The sequence below is a fragment of the Atlantibacter subterraneus genome (assembly GCF_007570865.1).
GTDB lineage: Bacteria > Pseudomonadota > Gammaproteobacteria > Enterobacterales > Enterobacteriaceae > Atlantibacter > Atlantibacter subterraneus.
Genome location: NZ_VLPS01000012.1, coordinates 1 through 18162, shown reverse-complemented (window position 1 = coordinate 18162; position 18162 = coordinate 1). Strand labels below are relative to the sequence as shown.

The window sequence follows — 18162 nt, the reverse complement described above, 5'->3', positions numbered from 1 at the left end:
ATTCTACCACACTATGAGCAAAACACATTTAACAGAACAGAAGTTTGCCGACTTCGCCCTGCACCCTGCGGTGATTGAAGCCCTTGAAAAGAAAGGGTTTCATAATTGCACTCCGATTCAGGCACTCGCACTTCCCCTGACGCTGGCGGGACGTGATGTTGCAGGACAGGCGCAAACCGGTACCGGCAAAACGATGGCGTTTTTAACGTCAACGTTTCATTACCTCCTTTCTAACCCGGCGATCGAAAACCGCCAGGTGAATCAGCCGCGCGCGATTATTATGGCGCCGACGCGTGAACTCGCCGTCCAGATTCACTCTGATGCAGAACCGCTTGCGCAATCCACTGGCCTGAAAATCGGTCTGGCCTACGGCGGCGACGGTTACGATAAACAACTTAAAGTGCTGGAAAGCGGCGTTGATATTCTGATCGGCACTACCGGTCGTTTAATCGACTACGCCAAGCAAAACCACATTAATCTGGGCGCAATCCAGGTTGTGGTGCTTGATGAAGCGGATCGCATGTACGATCTCGGCTTTATTAAGGACATTCGTTGGTTGTTCCGTCGCATGCCGCCGGTGACCCAGCGTCTGAATATGCTGTTTTCTGCCACCCTGTCTTATCGCGTGCGTGAACTGGCTTTCGAGCAGATGAACAACGCGGAATATGTGGAAGTCGAACCGGAACAGAAAACCGGCCACCGCATAAAAGAAGAACTTTTCTATCCGTCCAACGAAGAAAAGATGCGTCTGCTGCAGACCCTTATTGAAGAAGAGTGGCCAGATCGCGCGATTATTTTCGCCAATACCAAACATCGCTGTGAAGATATTTGGGGTCATCTGGCCGCTGACGGTCATCGCGTCGGGTTATTAACCGGCGACGTGGCGCAGAAAAAACGCCTGCGTATTCTTGAAGAATTCACCCGTGGCGACCTGGATATTCTGGTAGCGACCGACGTTGCGGCGCGTGGCTTACACATTCCTGCGGTAACCCATGTGTTCAACTACGATCTGCCGGACGACTGTGAAGATTACGTTCACCGTATTGGCCGCACCGGACGCGCAGGCGCCAGCGGGCACTCCATCAGCCTGGCCTGTGAAGAGTATGCGTTGAACCTTCCGGCCATCGAAAGCTACATCAGCCATTCGATTCCGGTGAGTAAATATAATCCTGATGCGCTGTTGAACCAGCTGCCGCCGCCGAAACGCCTGACCCGTGTTCGCTCCGGCAATGGCCCGCGTCGCACCGGTGGCGCACCCCGAAACCGTCGCCGCACAGGTTAAGTCAGATGCCCTCCGCCGCCTCGCTGTATGCAGCTATAGATCTCGGTTCGAATAGTTTTCATATGCTGGTAGTGCGTGAGGTGGCGGGCAGTATCCAGACCCTCACGCGCATCAAACGCAAAGTCCGCCTCGCGGCGGGCTTAAGCAGTGACAACACCCTTTCGCATGATGCCATGGAACGCGGCTGGCAATGCCTGCGGCTGTTCGCCGAACGTTTACAGGATATTCCCTCTATTCAGGTCCGCGCCGTTGCCACCGCCACGCTGCGTCTTGCGATTAACTCCGCCGAATTCATCGAGAAAGCGCAGCAAATTTTAGGCTGCCCGGTCCAGGTGATCAGCGGCGAAGAAGAAGCGCGGCTGATTTATCAGGGCGTGGCGCACACCACGGGCGGCGCGGATCGTCGGCTGGTGGTAGATATTGGCGGTGCCAGCACCGAACTGGTCACCGGTACCGGCGCGCAGGCGACATCGCTGTTCAGCCTGTCGATGGGTTGCGTCACCTGGCTTGAGCGTTTTTTCACCGACCGCAGCCTGACTAAAGAAAATTTCGAGGCCGCCCAGCAGGCTGCGAGAGCAGTGTTACAGCCGGTTATCGGCGAGTTGCGCAAACACGGCTGGCAAACCTGCGTCGGGGCATCCGGCACCGTTCAGGCATTACAGGAAATCATGATGGCGCAGGGCATGGATGAGCGCATTACGCTTGCCAAGCTCGAACAGCTGAAACAGCGCGCCATCCACTGTGGGCGTCTGGAAGAACTGGAAATCGAAGGGTTGACGCTTGAGCGCGCGCTGGTATTTCCCAGCGGCCTCGCCATTCTGATCGCCATCTTTAAAGAGCTGAATATTGAGTGCATGACGCTGGCAGGCGGTGCGCTGCGCGAAGGGCTGGTCTACGGCATGCTGCATCTGTCGGTGGATCAGGATATTCGCAGCCGCACGCTGCGTAATATTCAGCGTCGGTTTCTGGTGGATACCGAACAGGCACAGCGCGTATCTCATCTGGCTGAAAAGTTTATCGCCCAGACGTCGGATGCCTGGCAACTGGACGATCTCAGTAAAGCGATGCTGCATGCCGCCGCGCAGCTGCATGAAATTGGCCTGAGCGTTGATTTTAAACAGGCACCGCTGCACGCCGCGTGGCTGGTAAGCAACCTTGATTTGCCCGGCTTCACGCCGGCGCAGAAAAAGCTGCTGTCCACGCTACTGTTAAATCAAACCAGCCCGGTGGATCTGTCGTCGTTGCACCAGCAAAACGCCGTGCCGCCGCGCGTGGCCGAGCAGCTGTGCCGTCTGCTGCGGCTGTCGATTATGTTCGCCAGCCGTCGCCGCGACGATACATTACCCACAGTGGATCTGGCCGCCCAGGGCGATACGCTCACCCTGACCCTGCCGGAAAACTGGTTAGCCAGCCATCCGCTTGCCGCCGAATCGCTGGAGCAGGAACAGCTCTGGCAGAGTTACGTGCACTGGCCGTTAGAAATCAATTAATCGTCAGCGCCCTTTCCCGGGCGCTTACGCGTTTTTCTCTCCGCGCGCTTTCGCCATCATCGCTTTCAGATTCGCCAGATGACCTTGCCCTTTCTGCATCCGCTCCTGAGGGGAAACCACTTTGCGCTCCTGCTCCCACAGCACGTCGTCCTGCGGTAGCTCCAGCAGAAAACGGCTCGGTTCCGGGCGCACTAGCTCCCCGTACTGGCGGCGCTCTTTGCACAGGGTAAACGTCAGCTCTTTCTGGGCGCGGGTGATGCCGACATAAGCAAGACGGCGCTCCTCATCGACGTTGTCTTCATCAATACTGCTCTGATGCGGCAACAGTCCCTCTTCCATGCCCACTAAAAAGACATACGGGAATTCCAGACCTTTGGAGGCGTGCAGAGTCATCAGCTGGACCTGATCGAGATCCTCTTCGCTTTCGCCACGTTCCATCATGTCGCGCAGGGTGAAACGGGTAACCACCTGAGTCAGCGTCATCGGCTCCTCAAGCTCCGAGCCCTCCAGCATTTCCGTCATCCAGCTAAACAGCTGGTTAACGTTCTTCATGCGCATTTCGGCGGCTTTCTGGCTGGGCGAGGTTTCGTATAGCCAGGATTCGTAATCAATCCCGTGGATCAGATCGCGCACCGCCGCTACCGGCTCGCGCTCCGCCAGGCGAGCCACCTCGCCCAGCCAGTGGGTGAAGCGAGTTAAGGATTCATAACCGCGCCCGGTCAGCGTCTGGCTCAACCCCATATCGAAACTGGCGGTGAACAGACTCTTATTGCGCTGATTGGCCCATTCGCCCAGTTTTTGCAGCGTGGCAGGGCCGATTTCCCGGCGCGGCGTATTCACAATACGCATAAACGCGCTGTCGTCGTCCGGGTTAGTGAGCACCCGCAAATAAGCCAGCAAATCTTTAATTTCCGGGCGTGAGAAGAACGAGGTGCCGCCAGAGATGCGGTACGGAATGCGGTTTTGCATCAACAGTTTTTCAAACACCCGCGACTGGTGGTTGCCGCGGTAAAGAATCGCATAATCCTTGTACTGGGTTTTATTGATAAAGTGATGAGCGATAAGCTCCCCCGCCACCCGCTCCGCTTCATGCTCTTCATGATTGGCCGACAGCACTTTTAATTCGGTGCCATAACCCAGTTCAGAAAACAGCTTTTTCTCAAACACGTGCGGGTTATTGGCGATCAGGATATTCGCCGCTTTCAGGATGCGCCCGGATGAGCGGTAGTTTTGCTCAAGTTTGATTACCTGCAATGCCGGGAAATCTTTGCTGAGCAGCACCAGGTTCTGCGGACGCGCGCCGCGCCAGGAGTAGATGGACTGATCGTCATCGCCTACCACGGTAAACCGCGCTCGCGCGCCCACCAGCAGCTTCACCATTTCATACTGGCTGGTGTTGGTATCCTGATACTCATCCACCAGCAAATAGCGGATGCGGTTCTGCCAGCGTTCGCGCACCTCTTCATTACGCTGTAAAAGTAACGTCGGCAGCAGGATCAGATCGTCAAAGTCGAGCACGTTACAGGCTTTGAGATGGGCGTCATACAGGCTATAGCAATGGGCAAAAATGCGGTCGCGTTCGCCTTTGGCCTGCGCCGCCGCCTGGGCCGGGTTAAGCAGGTCATTTTTCCAGTTCGAAATGGTGGACAGCAACTGCTGGTACAGCGCTTTATCGTTCTCCACCAGCCCGTCGGTCAGTTCCTTGATCAGCGCCAGCTGGTCGGTATCGTCGAACAGCGAGAAGTTGGCCTTCATGCCCAGGGCTTTGTATTCGCGTTTAATGATCTCCAGGCCCAGGGTATGGAAAGTGGAGATCATCAGGCCGCGCGCCTCTTTGCGCCCCAGGGTTTGCGCCACGCGCTCTTTCATTTCGCGCGCCGCTTTATTGGTAAAGGTCACTGCCGCGATATGTTTGGCCTGATAACCGCAGCCGCGGATCAGGTGGGCGATCTTATTGGTGATCACGCGTGTCTTTCCGGAGCCAGCGCCCGCCAGCACCAGGCAGGGGCCGGTGACGAATTCGACAGCGTGTTGTTGACCGGGGTTTAAACGCATGATGGTTGCTCAATCTTCGAACGGGGGAGGGATTGTAGCAAAAGCGGAACGAGGAATTAACGGCAATCCGGTCAGGGAATGGTAAAGTGAAGACAAGCGAATGACTTCCCGGAGATTAATTATGGCAAGAACCGCAGCGGCCCTGCATATCCTCGTCAGGACGGAAAAACTGGCGCTGGAGATTATGCAAAAACTCGAGCGCGGCGTCAGCTTCGATACCCTGGCGAAACGCTACTCCAGCTGTCCTTCCGGGCGCAACGGCGGCAATCTGGGTGAGTTCAGCAAAGGTGCGATGGTCGCTCCCTTTGACCAGGCGGTGTTCAGCTGCCCGCTGTTAAAACCGTTCGGGCCGGTGAAAACAAAATTCGGCTATCACATCATTAAGGTGTTGTATCGCCATTAAGGATCGCTACTATAGCCGCCGTAATCCCTATGACTTAAGGCACCCACATGGCTAAAACAGCGGCAGCACTGCACATTCTGGTTAAAGAAGAAAAACTGGCTCTGGATCTGCTGGAGCAGATTAAAAACGGCGGCGATTTTGAAAAGCTGGCGAAGAAGCACTCCATTTGCCCGTCAGGCAAAAAAGGCGGCCATTTAGGCGAATTCCGCCAGGGCCAGATGGTACCGGCGTTCGATAAAGTGGTGTTCTCCTGCCCGGTGCTGGAGCCGACCGGCCCGCTGCACACTCAGTTCGGTTACCACATCATTAAAGTGCTGTACCGTAACTAACAAAAAAGCCCGGTGAAAATTTCACCGGGCTTTTTTGTTGCTTTGGAAATTAGCCGGCAACGGCGATGCGTTTCATATCCGTCATATACCCGCGCAGTTTCTGGCCTACCGCTTCAATCGCATGGCTGCGGATCGCGTCGTTCACGTCACGCAGCTGCGCGTTATCTACCGCGCTGCCTTCCACCGCTTTGCCCAGGTCACCCGGCTGCAGCGTGGTCATAAATTCTTTCAGCAACGGCACGCAGGCGTAAGAGAACAGGTAGTTACCGTACTCGGCGGTATCGGAGATTACCACGTTCATTTCATACAGACGCTTACGGGCGATGGTGTTGGCGATCAGCGGCAGCTCGTGCAGTGATTCATAGTATGCAGATTCTTCAATGATGCCGGAATCCACCATGGTTTCGAATGCCAGCTCAACGCCCGCTTTCACCATTGCAATCATCAGTACGCCTTTATCGAAGTACTCCTGCTCGCTGATTTTGCCTTCATACTGCGGCGCGGTTTCGAAGGCGGTTTTGCCGGTCTCTTCACGCCAGGTCAGCAGATTCTTATCGTCGTTGGCCCAGTCCGCCATCATGCCGGAGGAGAACTCGCCAGAGATAATGTCGTCCATGTGTTTCTGGAACAGCGGTGCCATAATTTCTTTCAGCTGTTCAGACAGGGCATAAGCGCGCAGTTTCGCCGGGTTAGACAGGCGATCCATCATCAGGGTGATACCGCCCTGCTTCAGTGCTTCGGTGATGGTTTCCCAGCCGAACTGGATCAGTTTTTCTGCGTATGCCGGATCGGTACCCTCTTCCACCAGCTTGTCAAAGCACAGCAGAGAGCCGGCCTGCAGCATACCGCACAGAATAGTCTGCTCGCCCATCAGGTCAGATTTCACTTCCGCTACGAAGGAGGATTCCAGCACGCCCGCACGGTGACCGCCAGTGGCCGCAGCCCAGGCTTTAGCAATCGCCATGCCTTCGCCTTTCGGATCGTTTTCCGGGTGAACGGCGATCAGAGTCGGTACGCCGAAACCACGTTTGTACTCTTCACGCACTTCGGTGCCAGGGCACTTCGGCGCAACCATCACTACGGTGATGTCTTTACGGATCTGCTCGCCCACTTCAACGATGTTGAAACCGTGAGAGTAGCCCAGCGCCGCGCCGTCTTTCATCAGCGGCTGAACGGAACGCACTACGTCGGAGTGCTGTTTGTCCGGCGTCAGGTTAACCACCAGGTCCGCCTGCGGGATCAGCTCTTCATAAGTGCCTACCGCAAAACCGTTTTCGGTGGCCTTACGCCAGGACGCACGTTTTTCCGCGATAGCTTCTTTACGCAGGGCGTAGGAGATATTCAGACCGGAGTCACGCATGTTCAGGCCCTGGTTGAGACCCTGTGCGCCACAACCGACGATGACCACTTTTTTACCCTGAAGATAGCTTGCGCCATCGGCAAATTCGTCGCGGCCCATAAAGCGACATTTACCCAGTTGCGCCAGCTGCTGGCGCAGGTTCAGTGTGTTGAAATAGTTAGCCATGATGAAACCTCGTGATGTTGTGGTGCTTATTGTTCGGTTCGCTTTTGCGAGAATGAACTTACTATATGACAGGAAATTTATTGCGGAAATTGATATATTCACAACGTCACATTGCAATTTCTGCAACGTCAAACCGGGAGCGCCGCCTGTGGATTTACGCGATTTGAAAACCTTTCTGCATCTGGCGGAAAGCCGCCATTTTGGCCGCAGCGCGCGGGCGATGCACGTCAGCCCCTCCACGCTATCCCGGCAGATCCAGCGGCTGGAAGAGGATCTCGGCCAGGCGCTGTTTGTGCGTGATAACCGCACGGTGACGTTAACCGAAGCCGGAGAATCGCTGCGCGTCTTCGCCCAGCAAACGCTGCTACAGTACCAACAACTGCGCCACACTATCGATCAGCAGGGGCCGTCGCTCTCCGGCGAGCTGCATATTTTCTGTTCGGTCACCGCCGCGTATAGCCATCTGCCGCCGATCCTTGACCGCTTTCGCGCCGAACATCCGTCGGTAGAAATTAAGCTCACCACCGGCGATGCCGCCGACGCGATGGAAAAAGTGGTCACTGGCGAAGCGGATTTGGCGATTGCCGGCAAACCGGAAACCCTGCCCGGCGCGGTGGCGTTCTCGATGCTGGAAAACCTGGCGGTAGTGCTGATCGCCCCGGCGCTGCCCTGCCCGGTGCGCAACCAGGTGTCGGTAGATGACCCTGACTGGTCAACGGTGCCGTTTATCATGGCCGATCAGGGGCCGGTGCGTCGCCGTATCGAACTCTGGTTCCGCCGCCAGAAAATCAGCAATCCGTCGATATACGCCACCGTCGGCGGGCATGAAGCGATGGTGTCGATGGTGGCGCTCGGCTGCGGCGTGGCGCTGCTGCCGGAAGTGGTGCTGGAAAACAGCCCGGAACCGGTGCGTAACCGCGTGATGATTTTAGAGCGCAGCGATGAGAAAACGCCGTTTGAGCTTGGCGTATGCGCACAAAAAAAGCGGCTTCATGAGCCGCTTATTGATGCGTTCTGGACGTTACTCCCGAACCACTAACCCGCCAGGAAGAAGCGGAACGCCGGGTTGTTTGACTCATCGTGGCAGTCATAGCCCAGTTCATTGAGCCGGGTTTCGAAATCCGGCTCATGATCGCCCAGCTCAAACGCGGCCAACACGCGGCCATAGTCGGTGCCGTGGCTGCGGTAGTGGAACAAAGAAATATTCCAGTGGGTGCCGAGGGTTTGTAAAAACTTCAGCAGCGCGCCCGGCGATTCCGGAAATTCGAAACTGTACAGCCGCTCGTGGAGCGCGCGCGATGGCCGCCCGCCGACCATGTAGCGCACGTGCAGTTTCGCCATTTCATCGTCAGACAGATCCACGACGGCGTAGCCGCCGTCGGCCAGCATAGTGAGGATCTCTTTGCGCTCTTCCATTCCACGGCTCAGCCGCACGCCCACGAAGATACAGGCGTCTCTGGCATCCGCGAAACGGTAGTTAAATTCCGTCACCGAACGGCCACCCAGCAGCTGGCAGAATTTCAGGAAGCTGCCTTTCTCCTCCGGGATAGTGACCGCCAGCAGCGCTTCGCGCTGTTCGCCCAGTTCACAGCGTTCGGAAACATAGCGCAGCCCGTGGAAATTGACGTTTGCGCCAGACAGCACATGCGCCAGACGCTCGCCGTGGATATTGTGCTGTTGGATATACTTTTTCATGCCCGCCAGCGCCAGCGCGCCAGACGGCTCCGCCACGGCGCGCACGTCCTCAAACAGGTCTTTCATCGCCGCGCAGATCGCGTCGCTGTCTACCGTCACGATGTCATCCAGATACTCCTGGCAGACCCGAAAGGTTTCGTCGCCGATGCGTTTAACCGCCACGCCTTCGGCGAACAGCCCAACGCGCGGCAAATCGACCGGCTTCCCGGCATCCAGCGCTGCTTTCAGGCAGGCAGAATCTTCCGCTTCTACGGCGATCACTTTGATCTGCGGCATCAGCTGTTTGATCAATACCGCCACGCCCGCCGCCAGGCCGCCGCCGCCCACCGGAACAAATACCCGGTCAATATGCGCGTCCTGCTGAAGTAGCTCCAGCGCCAGCGTGCCCTGCCCGGCAATCACTGCCGGATGGTCGAACGGCGGCACATAGGTGAAGCCCTGCTGGGTAGACAGCTCAATCGCTTTGGCTTTGGCTTCGTCGAAATTCGCGCCGTGCAGCAGCACTTCGCCGCCGAAACCGCGCACCGCGTCCACTTTGATATCTGCCGTGCTCACCGGCATCACAATCAGCGATTTCAGACCAAGCCGTGACGAGGAGAGCGCGACGCCCTGGGCATGGTTGCCGGCAGATGCCGTCACCACACCGCGAGATTTTTGCTCATCGGTAAGATTCGCCATCATGGCGTACGCGCCGCGCAGCTTAAAGCTGTGAACCGGCTGGCGGTCTTCCCGCTTCACCAGAATCACGTTGCCCAGCCGGGATGACAGTTTTTCCATCTTTTGCAGCGGGGTAACCTGCGCCACTTCATAAACCGGCGAACGCAGCACCGCGCGTAGATACTCCGCCCCGCAGGGGGCGGCTGGTAGGGGTTGGACGTCGGCCATGATTAACCCCCGAGTTTTGATTTATCGCGCACCGCGCCTTTATCCGCGCTGGTGGCCAGGCTTGCGTAGGCACGCAGGGCGAAGGAAACCTGACGCTCGCGGTTACGCGGCGTCCAGGCCTGCTCGCCACGCGCTTCCTGAGCTTCACGGCGGGCAGCCAGATCGCGGTCGCTGACCTGCAGTTGGATATCGCGGTTCGGGATGTCGATGGCAATCAAATCGCCGTCTTCAATCAGGCCGATCGCGCCGCCGCTGGCCGCTTCCGGGGAAACGTGGCCGATAGACAGGCCGGACGTCCCGCCAGAGAAACGCCCATCGGTGATCAGCGCACAAGCTTTGCCGAGGCCCATGGATTTCAGGAAGGTGGTCGGATAGAGCATCTCCTGCATACCCGGCCCGCCTTTCGGCCCTTCATAGCGGATAACCACCACGTCGCCCGCCACCACTTTGCCGCCGAGAATGGCTTCTACCGCGTCGTCCTGGCTTTCGTAGACTTTTGCCGGGCCGGTGAATTTGAGGATGCTGTCGTCCACGCCTGCGGTTTTCACGATGCAGCCGTTTTCAGCAAAGTTACCGTACAGCACCGCCAGACCGCCGTCCTGGCTGTAGGCATGCTCCAGCGATCGGATACAGCCGTCCTGACGGTCAGTATCCAGTGAATCCCAACGGCAGGACTGAGAAAACGCCTGAGTAGTGCGGATGCCTGCCGGACCAGCGGAGAACATGCTTTTCACCGCATCGTCTTTAGTCAGCATGATGTCGTAGCGCTCGAGGGTTTCCGGCAGGGTCAGCCCCAGCACGTTAAATACGTCGCGATTCAACAGGCCAGCGCGGTCGAGCTCGCCCAGGATCCCCAGTACGCCACCCGCACGGTGCACGTCTTCCATATGGTATTTCTGGGTGCTCGGCGCGACCTTACACAGCTGCGGCACTTTGCGCGACAGCTTATCGATATCGCTCATGGTGAAATCTATTTCGGCTTCCTGCGCCGCCGCCAGCAGGTGCAGTACCGTGTTGGTGGAGCCGCCCATGGCGATATCCAGCGTCATGGCGTTTTCAAACGCGGCTTTGTTGGCGATGTTGCGCGGCAGCGCGCGGGCATCGTCCTGCTCGTAATAGCGTTTGGTTAATTCAACGATGCGTGTACCGGCGCTCAGGAACAGCGCTTTGCGATCGGAGTGGGTCGCCAGCAGCGAGCCGTTGCCCGGTTGCGACAGGCCCAGCGCCTCGGTCAGGCAGTTCATGGAGTTAGCGGTGAACATCCCGGAACAGGAGCCGCAGGTCGGGCACGCCGAGCGTTCAACCTGCTCGCTCTGTTCGTTGCTGACTTTCGGGTCTGCGCCCTGGATCATGGCGTCGACCAGGTCCAGCTTGATGATTTTGTCGGAGAGCTTGGTTTTGCCCGCTTCCATCGGCCCGCCGGAGACGAAGATCACCGGGATATTCAGGCGCAGCGAGGCCATCAGCATCCCTGGGGTGATTTTATCGCAGTTGGAAATGCACACCATCGCATCGGCGCAGTGGGCATTCACCATGTACTCCACCGAGTCGGCAATGAGTTCGCGGGACGGCAGTGAATAAAGCATGCCGCCGTGGCCCATGGCGATGCCATCATCCACGGCAATGGTATTAAACTCTTTTGCTACGCCGCCTGCGGCTTCGATTTGCTCGGCAACCAGTTTGCCCAAATCGCGCAGGTGTACGTGGCCCGGCACAAACTGGGTAAAAGAGTTCACCACCGCGATAATCGGCTTACCGAAGTCAGCGTCGGTCATGCCGGTGGCGCGCCATAATGCGCGGGCACCTGCCATATTGCGGCCATGGGTGGTGGTGGCGGAACGGTACTTAGGCATGCTTTAGTTACTCCCATCTGTATCTGTTAAATGGGACGGTGCGAGCCGTCCCATTTTTAATTATGAATTTACCTGATCCAACCAGCCCCATTTATCCTCGGTTTCACCGGTGAAGAGGCCAAAGAATGCTTGCTGAATACGTTTGGTCACCGGGCCGCAGCGGCCTTCGCCGACCTGGATGCCGTCCACGCTGCGTACCGGCGTGATTTCAGCGGCGGTGCCGGACATGAAGACTTCGTCGGCCAGGTATAGCGATTCGCGGGATAGCACCTGCTCGCGCACTTCGATACCCAGATCTTGCGCCAGCTTGATGATCGCATCACGGGTGATGCCCGGCAGTGCAGAAGAAGTGAACGGCGGAGTAAACAGAATGCCGTCTTTCACTTCAAACAGGTTTTCGCCTGCGCCTTCGGAGATATAACCATTCACATCCAGCGCGATACCTTCCTGATAACCGTGGCGGCGCGCTTCGCTGCCAACCAGCAGTGAGGAAAGATAGTTGCCGCCCGCTTTCGCGGCGGTCGGGATGGTGTTCGGCGCAACGCGGTTCCAGGAAGAGACCATCGCGTCGATACCCTGCTCCAGGGCTTCAGCGCCCAGATACGCGCCCCACGGGAACGCGGCGATAATCACGTCGGTGGTGTAGCCCGGGGGCGGGTTTACACCCATACCGACATCGCCAACAAACACCAGCGGACGAATGTAAGCGCTCACCAGATTGTTTTTGCGGATCACCTGGCGGCACGCTTCCATCAGCTCGTCCACGCTCTGCGTGACCGGAAAGCGATAGATTTTTGCCGAGTCACGCAGACGCTGCATGTGCTCGCGATGACGAAAAACCACCGGGCCTTTATGGGAGTCGTAGCAACGGATGCCTTCAAAGACTGACGTACCGTAGTGCAACGCATGAGACATCACGTGAACCTTCGCCTCGCCCCACGGAACCATCTCACCGTTGAACCAGATATAATCAGCTTTCTTCGTCGTCATTTTTCTTCCTTTGCGCTTATGCGCGAATTTGTTGTGATAATGAGTGATGTGTTTCTTGCTGGATCTCGACATAAGCGACATCGACCAGCTTACTAAGCTGACTAAACAGTAATTCGACAGGGCGAAGGCTGGCAACGGTCAATTCAATATTTATATTTTCGGCGTTGCTTGCCGTCGCCATGTTCATTGAGCAGATTTCAAAACCGCGATGGCGAACCACGCGGATCACACGCTCCAGCGTCTCTGGACGAAAACGCGCCTGTACCGCCAGTTGATGTTGCATCATGATAATTTCTCCAGCATTTGTGAGTTACTGGCACCCGGCGGTACCAGCGGCCAGACGTTTTCCAGTTCATCGATTGAGACGTGAAGCAGATACGGCCCTTCGCTGGTCAACATTTCGTTGAGCGCGGCCTCTACCTGATCTTTGCGGGTGATGTGCTGGCCAGGGATGCCGAAGGCGCGGGCCAACATTAAAAAATCGGGGTTATCGGTCAGGGTGGTTTCACTGTAACGCTCGGCGAAGAATAACTGCTGCCACTGGCGAACCATGCCTAAGCGCTGGTTATCCAGTAACACGATTTTCAACGGCAGCTGCTTTCGCTTCACCGTGCCCAATTCCTGGACGTTCATCATGAACGATCCGTCACCGGATACGCAGATCACCATATCGTCAGGACGCGCCACCTGCGCGCCGACCGCGGCTGGCAAGCCAAATCCCATCGTACCCAAACCGCTTGAAGTGATGAAGTTTTCCGGGCGGCTAAAGGACATATGCTGCGCGGCCCACATCTGGTGCTGGCCGACGTCGGTGGTGACCACGCTGTCGTGTGGTTTACGCTCGGAGAGCTGTTTTAACAGCAGCGGCGCGTAGATGGCCTCGCCGGGATGGTCATAACGCCAGGCATGTTCCGCACACAGTACGCTGACTTCTTCACGCCAGGCATCAATGGCTAACGGCTTTTGCAAAGCAGGCAGTAAGTGGTTCAGCGAGCCCTGTAAAGCGACGTGCGCCTGACGCAGTTTGTTCATCTCCGCCGGGTCGATATCCATATGGATGACCTTAGCGTGCGGCGCAAAGGTGTTCAGTTTGCCGGTCACGCGGTCATCAAAACGGGCACCCACGGCGATCAGCAGGTCACACGCCTGCACTGCCAGATTGGCTGCTTTGGTGCCGTGCATACCCAACATCCCTACATAGCCCGGATAATCGGCAGGCACCGCGCCAAGGCCTTTCAGCGTGACGGTGGCGGGCATCGCGGTAACGGCTAAAAATTCGCGTAATGCGGGAACAGCCTGCGCCATCCCTACCCCGCCGCCCACGTAGACCATCGGCTTTTTCGCCTGGTTCAACATGGTGCGCGCCTGTTCCAGCTCGGCATGAGGCAATTCGAAAGTGTCTTCAACCGCGGCCAGGCAGGGTTCAAGATCGCCGCTGGCAATTTGGATGTCTTTAGGAATATCAACCAGAACCGGGCCCGGACGGCCTGACCTGGCGATTTCAAAGGCTTCGGCGATGACGTGAGGTAACTCTTCTAAAGATTCAACAAGGAAGCTGTGCTTGGTGCATGCCAGTGAAAGACCCAGCACATCCACCTCCTGAAACGCGTCGGTGCCAATCAGCGGGGAAGCGACCTGCCCGGTGATGGCCACAACGGGTACAGAATCCAGTAACGCATCCGCTAAACCGGTGATTAAGTTGGTGGCACCAGGGCCAGAGGTGGCGATACAAACGCCTGTTTTACCGGTTGAACGCGCATAACCGATAGCGGCCATGGCGGCACCCTGCTCGTGGCGGCACAGTAAATGCTCGACGCCTCCGTCATATAACGCATCGTACACGGGCATTATCGCGCCACCGGGGTAGCCGAAAACCGTATCCACTCCCTGAGCCCGCAAAGCATGTACCACCCACTGAGCACCATTCATAGTTATTCTTCCGTCTCAGAATGAGGCAAACAGGATTTTATGCTAGAACACATCATTGACCCCTCATCACCATTCGTTAGCTAATAAAAAACCCCCGGACCTTTCGGTGCGGGGGTTCTCGTTGATTCAGGCTTGATTTTTAAGCCTTTCTTTCTCCAAGTGCAGCCCCGCACGGTGGGATAATAATCACCACCACGCTAATCACGACTAGGCTAATCACTCGTAGAAGGGCTGTCATTTTGGATATTTCTTACATCGTAATCGAAGGAATACCTAAAGAGTTACCATAGAGCGGGTTCAACATACAACAAATTTTTACAGATTGATTTTTTGCTTTCGGATGAAATCGTTAAGAAGCTACTGTTTTTTCTGATTAAAATTCCAAATGAATTTTTTTCAGGAATGAAGCGAATCTCACAGCTTTTGATCCATTTTTGAGTTTGCGATATTGATTCCAGTTGCTGTGTCAAATATGAAAACCACATATAAAGCCTGGAATGATGGTCGTAAATTCAACAATCCTCATTTTGGCTGTCGCGTACTGGCTGACAAAATCTCTTCACTGGAGGAATTATGTCATTGTCGGTCATCTATACACGCGCAGCATTAGGCGTCACCGCCCCGCTGGTGACGGTTGAAGTGCATATCAGCCAGGGTTTACCCGGGCTCACCATTGTTGGGCTTCCGGAAACTACCGTGAAAGAAGCCAGAGATCGCGTCCGTAGCGCCTTAATCAATAGTGGTTACACCTTTCCGGCACGTAAAATCACGATTAACCTCGCCCCGGCGGATCTGCCCAAGCAAGGAGGACGATATGACTTACCTATCGCTATTGCGCTACTGGCGGCGTCTGAGCAGCTTAATGCCCAAAACCTGGCCTGTTACGAGTTTGTTGGTGAACTCGCGCTTACAGGCGCGCTGAGGGGCGTTCCCGGCGCGATCTGTGCGGCAATGGAAGCGTTAAGCACTGGCAGAAAGATTATTGTCTCGCAGGATAACGCTGAGGAAGTCGGGCTGATTCAGGAAGAAGGCTGCTTGCTTGCTCAACATTTACAACAGGTATGTGCTTTTCTGGAGGGCAAGACTGAACTGGAACCTCCTCATTTATCTGCAGCCGCTGCGCCATTGATAACAGACGATCTAAGTGAAGTCGTCGGCCAGCAGCAGGGTAAACGCGCATTAGAGATCACTGCTGCTGGCGGGCATAACTTACTGTTTATCGGCCCTCCCGGTACAGGTAAAACCATGCTGGCTAGCCGGCTTAATGGCTTACTGCCGATATTAAGCGATCGGGAGGCGCTGGAAAGCGCAGCTATCCATAGCCTGGTCAACCCGTTGACGATCCACCAACAGTGGCGTCAGCGCCCTTTCCGGGCTCCTCATCACAGTGCATCGTTAACGGCCATGGTGGGTGGCGGCGCGATCCCCTTGCCTGGTGAAATTTCACTGGCCCATAACGGCGTGCTGTTTCTTGACGAGTTGCCCGAATTTGAACGGCGCGTGCTGGACGCGCTGAGAGAGCCGATTGAGTCCGGTATGATTCATATTTCACGGACACGCGCTAAAGTCAGCTATCCGGCTCGTTTTCAGCTTATCGCCGCCATGAACCCCAGCCCAACGGGGCATTACCAGGGCAACCATAATCGCTGTACGCCAGAACAAACCTTACGCTATCTGGGAAGGCTCTCCGGACCCTTTCTTGACCGGTTCGATATTTCGCTGGAGATCCCGCTGCCACCGGCGGGTATGTTGAGCCAACGAAACTTGTCATCAGAAAGCAGTTCCGTGGTACGAGCCCGGGTACGACGCGTTCAGGAGCGACAATATCAACGCCAGGGCAAGCTGAATGCGCAGCTGGATAACCATGACATCAATGCCCATTGCGAACTATGCACGGAAGATGCCGTTTGGATGGAGAATATCTTACATACGCTGGGTCTTTCGACACGCGCCTGGTTCAGGCTGCTACGGGTTGCCAGGACAATCGCCGATATGTCTGAATCGCAGGATATCCTGCGCGAACATATCCTTGAAGCGTTATCCTACCGCGCTATCGACAGAATGCTGGTGCATCTGCAAAAGATGCTGGCGTAAAAAAGGGGCTTATCGCCCCTGTTTTTTAATCATCGCTCTCAGTGTAGTCTTCCACGCCTTCCATCTGCGGCTTGCCGCCTGACAGGGTATGGAAACGTTTTGGGCGCTTGATACGCGTCATGTACTTACTCCACACACGCTCAGCTTCTGTTGCAGGCTCGCGCTCACCACGGCAAACGGCGACGAATTGCTTCTCTTCGTCAGTCGCGGGTTCGCGTTTACCTAAATCCAGTTCATTGAACGCATAACCACAACGCTCCAGCAACTGCGCTTCTTTGATCGTGAAATCACCATGGCGAGAGAACCCGCGCGGATAATATTTATTGTCGAAAAATCGATTAGTCGTCGTAAAGCTTTCCGCCATCCTACACGCTCCTAATTCTCTTGGCCGAGCTATTTATGGCGCGGAGTATTAGTTACGCTTGACAGAGCGTCAAACAAAACATTTAAATCATAACGACAAAAAATTTTGCGGAGAGAGATGTGGATACTGACTTGCTTAAAACCTTCCTTGAAGTCAGCAGAACTCGCCATTTTGGCCGCGCTGCAGAAGCGCTTTACCTGACGCAATCAGCAGTTAGCTTTCGTATCCGTCAGTTAGAGAATCAGCTGGGCGTGAATCTTTTTACCCGCCATCGCAACAACATTCGGCTGACCACTGCGGGGGAAAAATTACTGCCCTATGCCGAGAACTTGATGAGTACCTGGCAGGCGGCAAAGAAAGAGGTAGCGCACACGACACGGCATAACGAGTTATCGATTGGTGCCAGCGCGTCATTATGGGAATGTATGCTGACAGACTGGCTGACGCGCTTATATGGCACTTACAGTAATCTACAGTTTGAGGCTCGAATCGCACAGCGCCAGTCGCTGGTTAAGCAGCTGCATGAACGTCAGTTGGATCTGCTCATCACCACAGAAGCACCGAAAATGGATGAGTTTTCCAGCCAGCTGCTTGGACATTTCTCGCTGGCCCTTTTTGCTTCTGTGCCCGATAAAAAGCGTGCTGAATTAAGCTATCTGCGGCTGGAGTGGGGACCTGATTTTCAGCAGCATGAGGCAGGGCTGATTACTCAGGATGATATTCCTTTTTTGACAACCAGTTCTGCTGAAATTACTCGCAAAATGCTGCCGCAACTCAATGGTTGCACCTGGTTGCCTACGGCCTGGGCTGCGGATAAAAAAGATCTTTTTACGGTAGCAGATTCCACCATGCTTTCTCGCCCGCTGTATGCCATCTGGTTGCAGAATAGCGATAAACAACAATGGATTAAAGAATTGCTGAAAGCGCCAATCATTATCTGATTAGACGAAAGGTTAACTTGAAGGTCTTAAAGGAAGGAAAACAAGCAAAAAAAAATCCTTAGCCGAAGCTAAGGATTATTACTGGCAGGGGCGGAGAGACTCGAACTCGCGACACCCGGTTTTGGAGACCGGTGCTCTACCAACTGAGCTACGCCCCTATATTTTGTTATCACTAAGCCTGCTAAGTTAGCAGGCTTAATTTTTTTAATAAGTGGCGGAACGGACGGGACTCGAACCCGCGACCCCCTGCGTGACAGGCAGGTATTCTAACCGACTGAACTACCGCTCCACCGAATTTTTCCACAACCACCGGTTTATTGCCCCGGT

The 18162-nt window shown here is 55.6% G+C and carries 16 protein-coding genes and 2 tRNA genes; 7 read left to right on the top strand and 11 right to left on the bottom strand.

What is annotated here, in order from left to right:
* The first annotated feature begins 13 nt into the window (after positions 1 to 13).
* Both rhlB and gppA read left to right on the top strand, forming a co-directional pair.
* Positions 14 to 1282 (top strand): ATP-dependent RNA helicase RhlB, encoded by a 1269-nt coding sequence (rhlB, locus tag FND52_RS20945; RefSeq protein WP_125295437.1) that lies wholly within the window; start codon positions 14 to 16, stop codon positions 1280 to 1282.
* A 5-nt stretch (positions 1283 to 1287) separates the two neighbouring features.
* Positions 1288 to 2772 carry a guanosine-5'-triphosphate,3'-diphosphate diphosphatase gene (gene gppA, locus FND52_RS20940; RefSeq protein ID WP_144133096.1) on the top strand — a complete coding sequence of 495 codons (1485 nt, stop codon included), beginning with the start codon at positions 1288 to 1290 and terminating at the stop codon, positions 2770 to 2772.
* A 24-nt stretch (positions 2773 to 2796) separates the two neighbouring features.
* Here the strand turns inward: gppA and rep are convergent, their stop codons facing one another.
* Entirely contained in the window at positions 2797 to 4827 is a 2031-nt protein-coding gene (rep, locus tag FND52_RS20935; protein ID WP_144133094.1) for a DNA helicase Rep, read from the bottom strand.
* A 121-nt stretch (positions 4828 to 4948) separates the two neighbouring features.
* On the opposite strand from rep, the gene ppiC (FND52_RS20930) reads away from it, so the two are divergent.
* Both ppiC (FND52_RS20930) and ppiC (FND52_RS20925) read left to right on the top strand, forming a co-directional pair.
* Positions 4949 to 5230 carry a peptidylprolyl isomerase PpiC gene (ppiC, locus tag FND52_RS20930; RefSeq protein WP_144133092.1) on the top strand — a complete coding sequence of 94 codons (282 nt, stop codon included), beginning with the start codon at positions 4949 to 4951 and terminating at the stop codon, positions 5228 to 5230.
* Positions 5231 to 5277: 47 nt separating this feature from the next.
* Entirely contained in the window at positions 5278 to 5559 is a 282-nt protein-coding gene (gene ppiC, locus FND52_RS20925; RefSeq protein WP_001140255.1) for a peptidylprolyl isomerase PpiC, read from the top strand.
* A 49-nt stretch (positions 5560 to 5608) separates the two neighbouring features.
* Here the strand turns inward: ppiC (FND52_RS20925) and ilvC are convergent, their stop codons facing one another.
* Complete coding sequence (gene ilvC / locus FND52_RS20920) at positions 5609 to 7084, bottom strand: ketol-acid reductoisomerase (protein ID WP_144133090.1); 1476 nt, start codon at positions 7082 to 7084, stop codon at positions 5609 to 5611.
* A gap of 148 nt (positions 7085 to 7232) precedes the next feature.
* On the opposite strand from ilvC, the gene ilvY reads away from it, so the two are divergent.
* Complete coding sequence (ilvY, locus tag FND52_RS20915; protein ID WP_125295432.1) at positions 7233 to 8123, top strand: HTH-type transcriptional activator IlvY; 891 nt, start codon at positions 7233 to 7235, stop codon at positions 8121 to 8123.
* On the opposite strand, the gene ilvA is transcribed toward ilvY, so the two are convergent.
* The 6 genes from ilvA to ilvL form a co-directional block, all read right to left on the bottom strand.
* On the bottom strand, positions 8120 to 9664 hold the full coding sequence (gene ilvA / locus FND52_RS20910) for a threonine ammonia-lyase, biosynthetic (protein WP_125295431.1): 1545 nt from the start codon (positions 9662 to 9664) through the stop codon (positions 8120 to 8122). The two genes, ilvY and ilvA, sit on opposite strands and share 4 nt — an antisense overlap.
* Before the next feature lie 2 nt (positions 9665 to 9666).
* Complete coding sequence (ilvD, locus tag FND52_RS20905; protein ID WP_144133088.1) at positions 9667 to 11517, bottom strand: dihydroxy-acid dehydratase; 1851 nt, start codon at positions 11515 to 11517, stop codon at positions 9667 to 9669.
* 60 nt (positions 11518 to 11577) lie between these two features.
* Positions 11578 to 12507 carry a branched-chain amino acid transaminase gene (locus FND52_RS20900; protein WP_125295429.1) on the bottom strand — a complete coding sequence of 310 codons (930 nt, stop codon included), beginning with the start codon at positions 12505 to 12507 and terminating at the stop codon, positions 11578 to 11580.
* 16 nt (positions 12508 to 12523) lie between these two features.
* Positions 12524 to 12793: an acetolactate synthase 2 small subunit gene (gene ilvM / locus FND52_RS20895; protein ID WP_125295428.1), complete on the bottom strand. Its 270-nt coding sequence runs from the start codon at positions 12791 to 12793 to the stop codon at positions 12524 to 12526.
* Positions 12790 to 14436, bottom strand: coding sequence for an acetolactate synthase 2 catalytic subunit (ilvG, locus tag FND52_RS20890; protein WP_125295427.1), 1647 nt, complete (start codon positions 14434 to 14436; stop codon positions 12790 to 12792). The genes ilvM and ilvG overlap by 4 nt, the downstream gene beginning before the upstream one ends.
* 139 nt (positions 14437 to 14575) lie before the next feature.
* Positions 14576 to 14674, bottom strand: a complete 99-nt coding sequence (gene ilvL, locus FND52_RS20885) for an ilv operon leader peptide (protein ID WP_071530467.1) — start codon at positions 14672 to 14674, stop codon at positions 14576 to 14578.
* Between the two features lie 335 nt (positions 14675 to 15009).
* Here ilvL and FND52_RS20880 point away from each other — a divergent pair, with 335 nt between their 5' ends.
* Positions 15010 to 16530, top strand: coding sequence for a YifB family Mg chelatase-like AAA ATPase (locus FND52_RS20880; RefSeq protein WP_144133086.1), 1521 nt, complete (start codon positions 15010 to 15012; stop codon positions 16528 to 16530).
* 25 nt (positions 16531 to 16555) lie between these two features.
* Here FND52_RS20880 and FND52_RS20875 read toward each other — a convergent pair whose 3' ends face one another.
* Complete coding sequence (locus tag FND52_RS20875; RefSeq protein ID WP_125295425.1) at positions 16556 to 16894, bottom strand: MaoP family protein; 339 nt, start codon at positions 16892 to 16894, stop codon at positions 16556 to 16558.
* 119 nt (positions 16895 to 17013) lie between these two features.
* Between FND52_RS20875 and hdfR the strand changes: the two genes are divergently transcribed.
* Positions 17014 to 17835, top strand: a complete 822-nt coding sequence (gene hdfR / locus FND52_RS20870; protein WP_144133084.1) for an HTH-type transcriptional regulator HdfR — start codon at positions 17014 to 17016, stop codon at positions 17833 to 17835.
* 82 nt (positions 17836 to 17917) lie between these two features.
* Here the strand turns inward: hdfR and FND52_RS20865 are convergent.
* Together FND52_RS20865 and FND52_RS20860 are read right to left on the bottom strand one after the other, a co-directional pair.
* Positions 17918 to 17993, bottom strand: a tRNA-Trp gene (locus FND52_RS20865).
* A 54-nt stretch (positions 17994 to 18047) separates the two neighbouring features.
* Positions 18048 to 18124: transfer RNA gene (locus tag FND52_RS20860), tRNA-Asp, on the bottom strand.
* Between the last annotated feature and the right edge of the window lie 38 nt (positions 18125 to 18162).

Bases quoted from the DNA above. Each gene is read 5' to 3' on its own strand.
- ppiC (WP_001140255.1), top strand. From the start codon at position 5,278: ATGGCTAAAACAGCGGCAGCACTGCACATTCTGGTTAAAGAAGAAAAA.
- ppiC (WP_144133092.1), top strand. From the start codon at position 4,949: ATGGCAAGAACCGCAGCGGCCCTGCATATCCTCGTCAGGACGGAAAAA.
- ilvG (WP_125295427.1), bottom strand. From the start codon at position 14,436: ATGAATGGTGCTCAGTGGGTGGTACATGCTTTGCGGGCTCAGGGAGTG.
- ilvD (WP_144133088.1), bottom strand. From the start codon at position 11,517: ATGCCTAAGTACCGTTCCGCCACCACCACCCATGGCCGCAATATGGCA.
- rep (WP_144133094.1), bottom strand. From the start codon at position 4,827: ATGCGTTTAAACCCCGGTCAACAACACGCTGTCGAATTCGTCACCGGC.
- ilvA (WP_125295431.1), bottom strand. From the start codon at position 9,664: ATGGCCGACGTCCAACCCCTACCAGCCGCCCCCTGCGGGGCGGAGTAT.
- rhlB (WP_125295437.1), top strand. From the start codon at position 14: ATGAGCAAAACACATTTAACAGAACAGAAGTTTGCCGACTTCGCCCTG.
- FND52_RS20900 (WP_125295429.1), bottom strand. From the start codon at position 12,507: ATGACGACGAAGAAAGCTGATTATATCTGGTTCAACGGTGAGATGGTT.
- gppA (WP_144133096.1), top strand. From the start codon at position 1,288: ATGCCCTCCGCCGCCTCGCTGTATGCAGCTATAGATCTCGGTTCGAAT.
- FND52_RS20875 (WP_125295425.1), bottom strand. From the start codon at position 16,894: ATGGCGGAAAGCTTTACGACGACTAATCGATTTTTCGACAATAAATAT.
- FND52_RS20880 (WP_144133086.1), top strand. From the start codon at position 15,010: ATGTCATTGTCGGTCATCTATACACGCGCAGCATTAGGCGTCACCGCC.
- ilvL (WP_071530467.1), bottom strand. From the start codon at position 14,674: ATGACAGCCCTTCTACGAGTGATTAGCCTAGTCGTGATTAGCGTGGTG.
- ilvM (WP_125295428.1), bottom strand. From the start codon at position 12,793: ATGATGCAACATCAACTGGCGGTACAGGCGCGTTTTCGTCCAGAGACG.
- ilvC (WP_144133090.1), bottom strand. From the start codon at position 7,084: ATGGCTAACTATTTCAACACACTGAACCTGCGCCAGCAGCTGGCGCAA.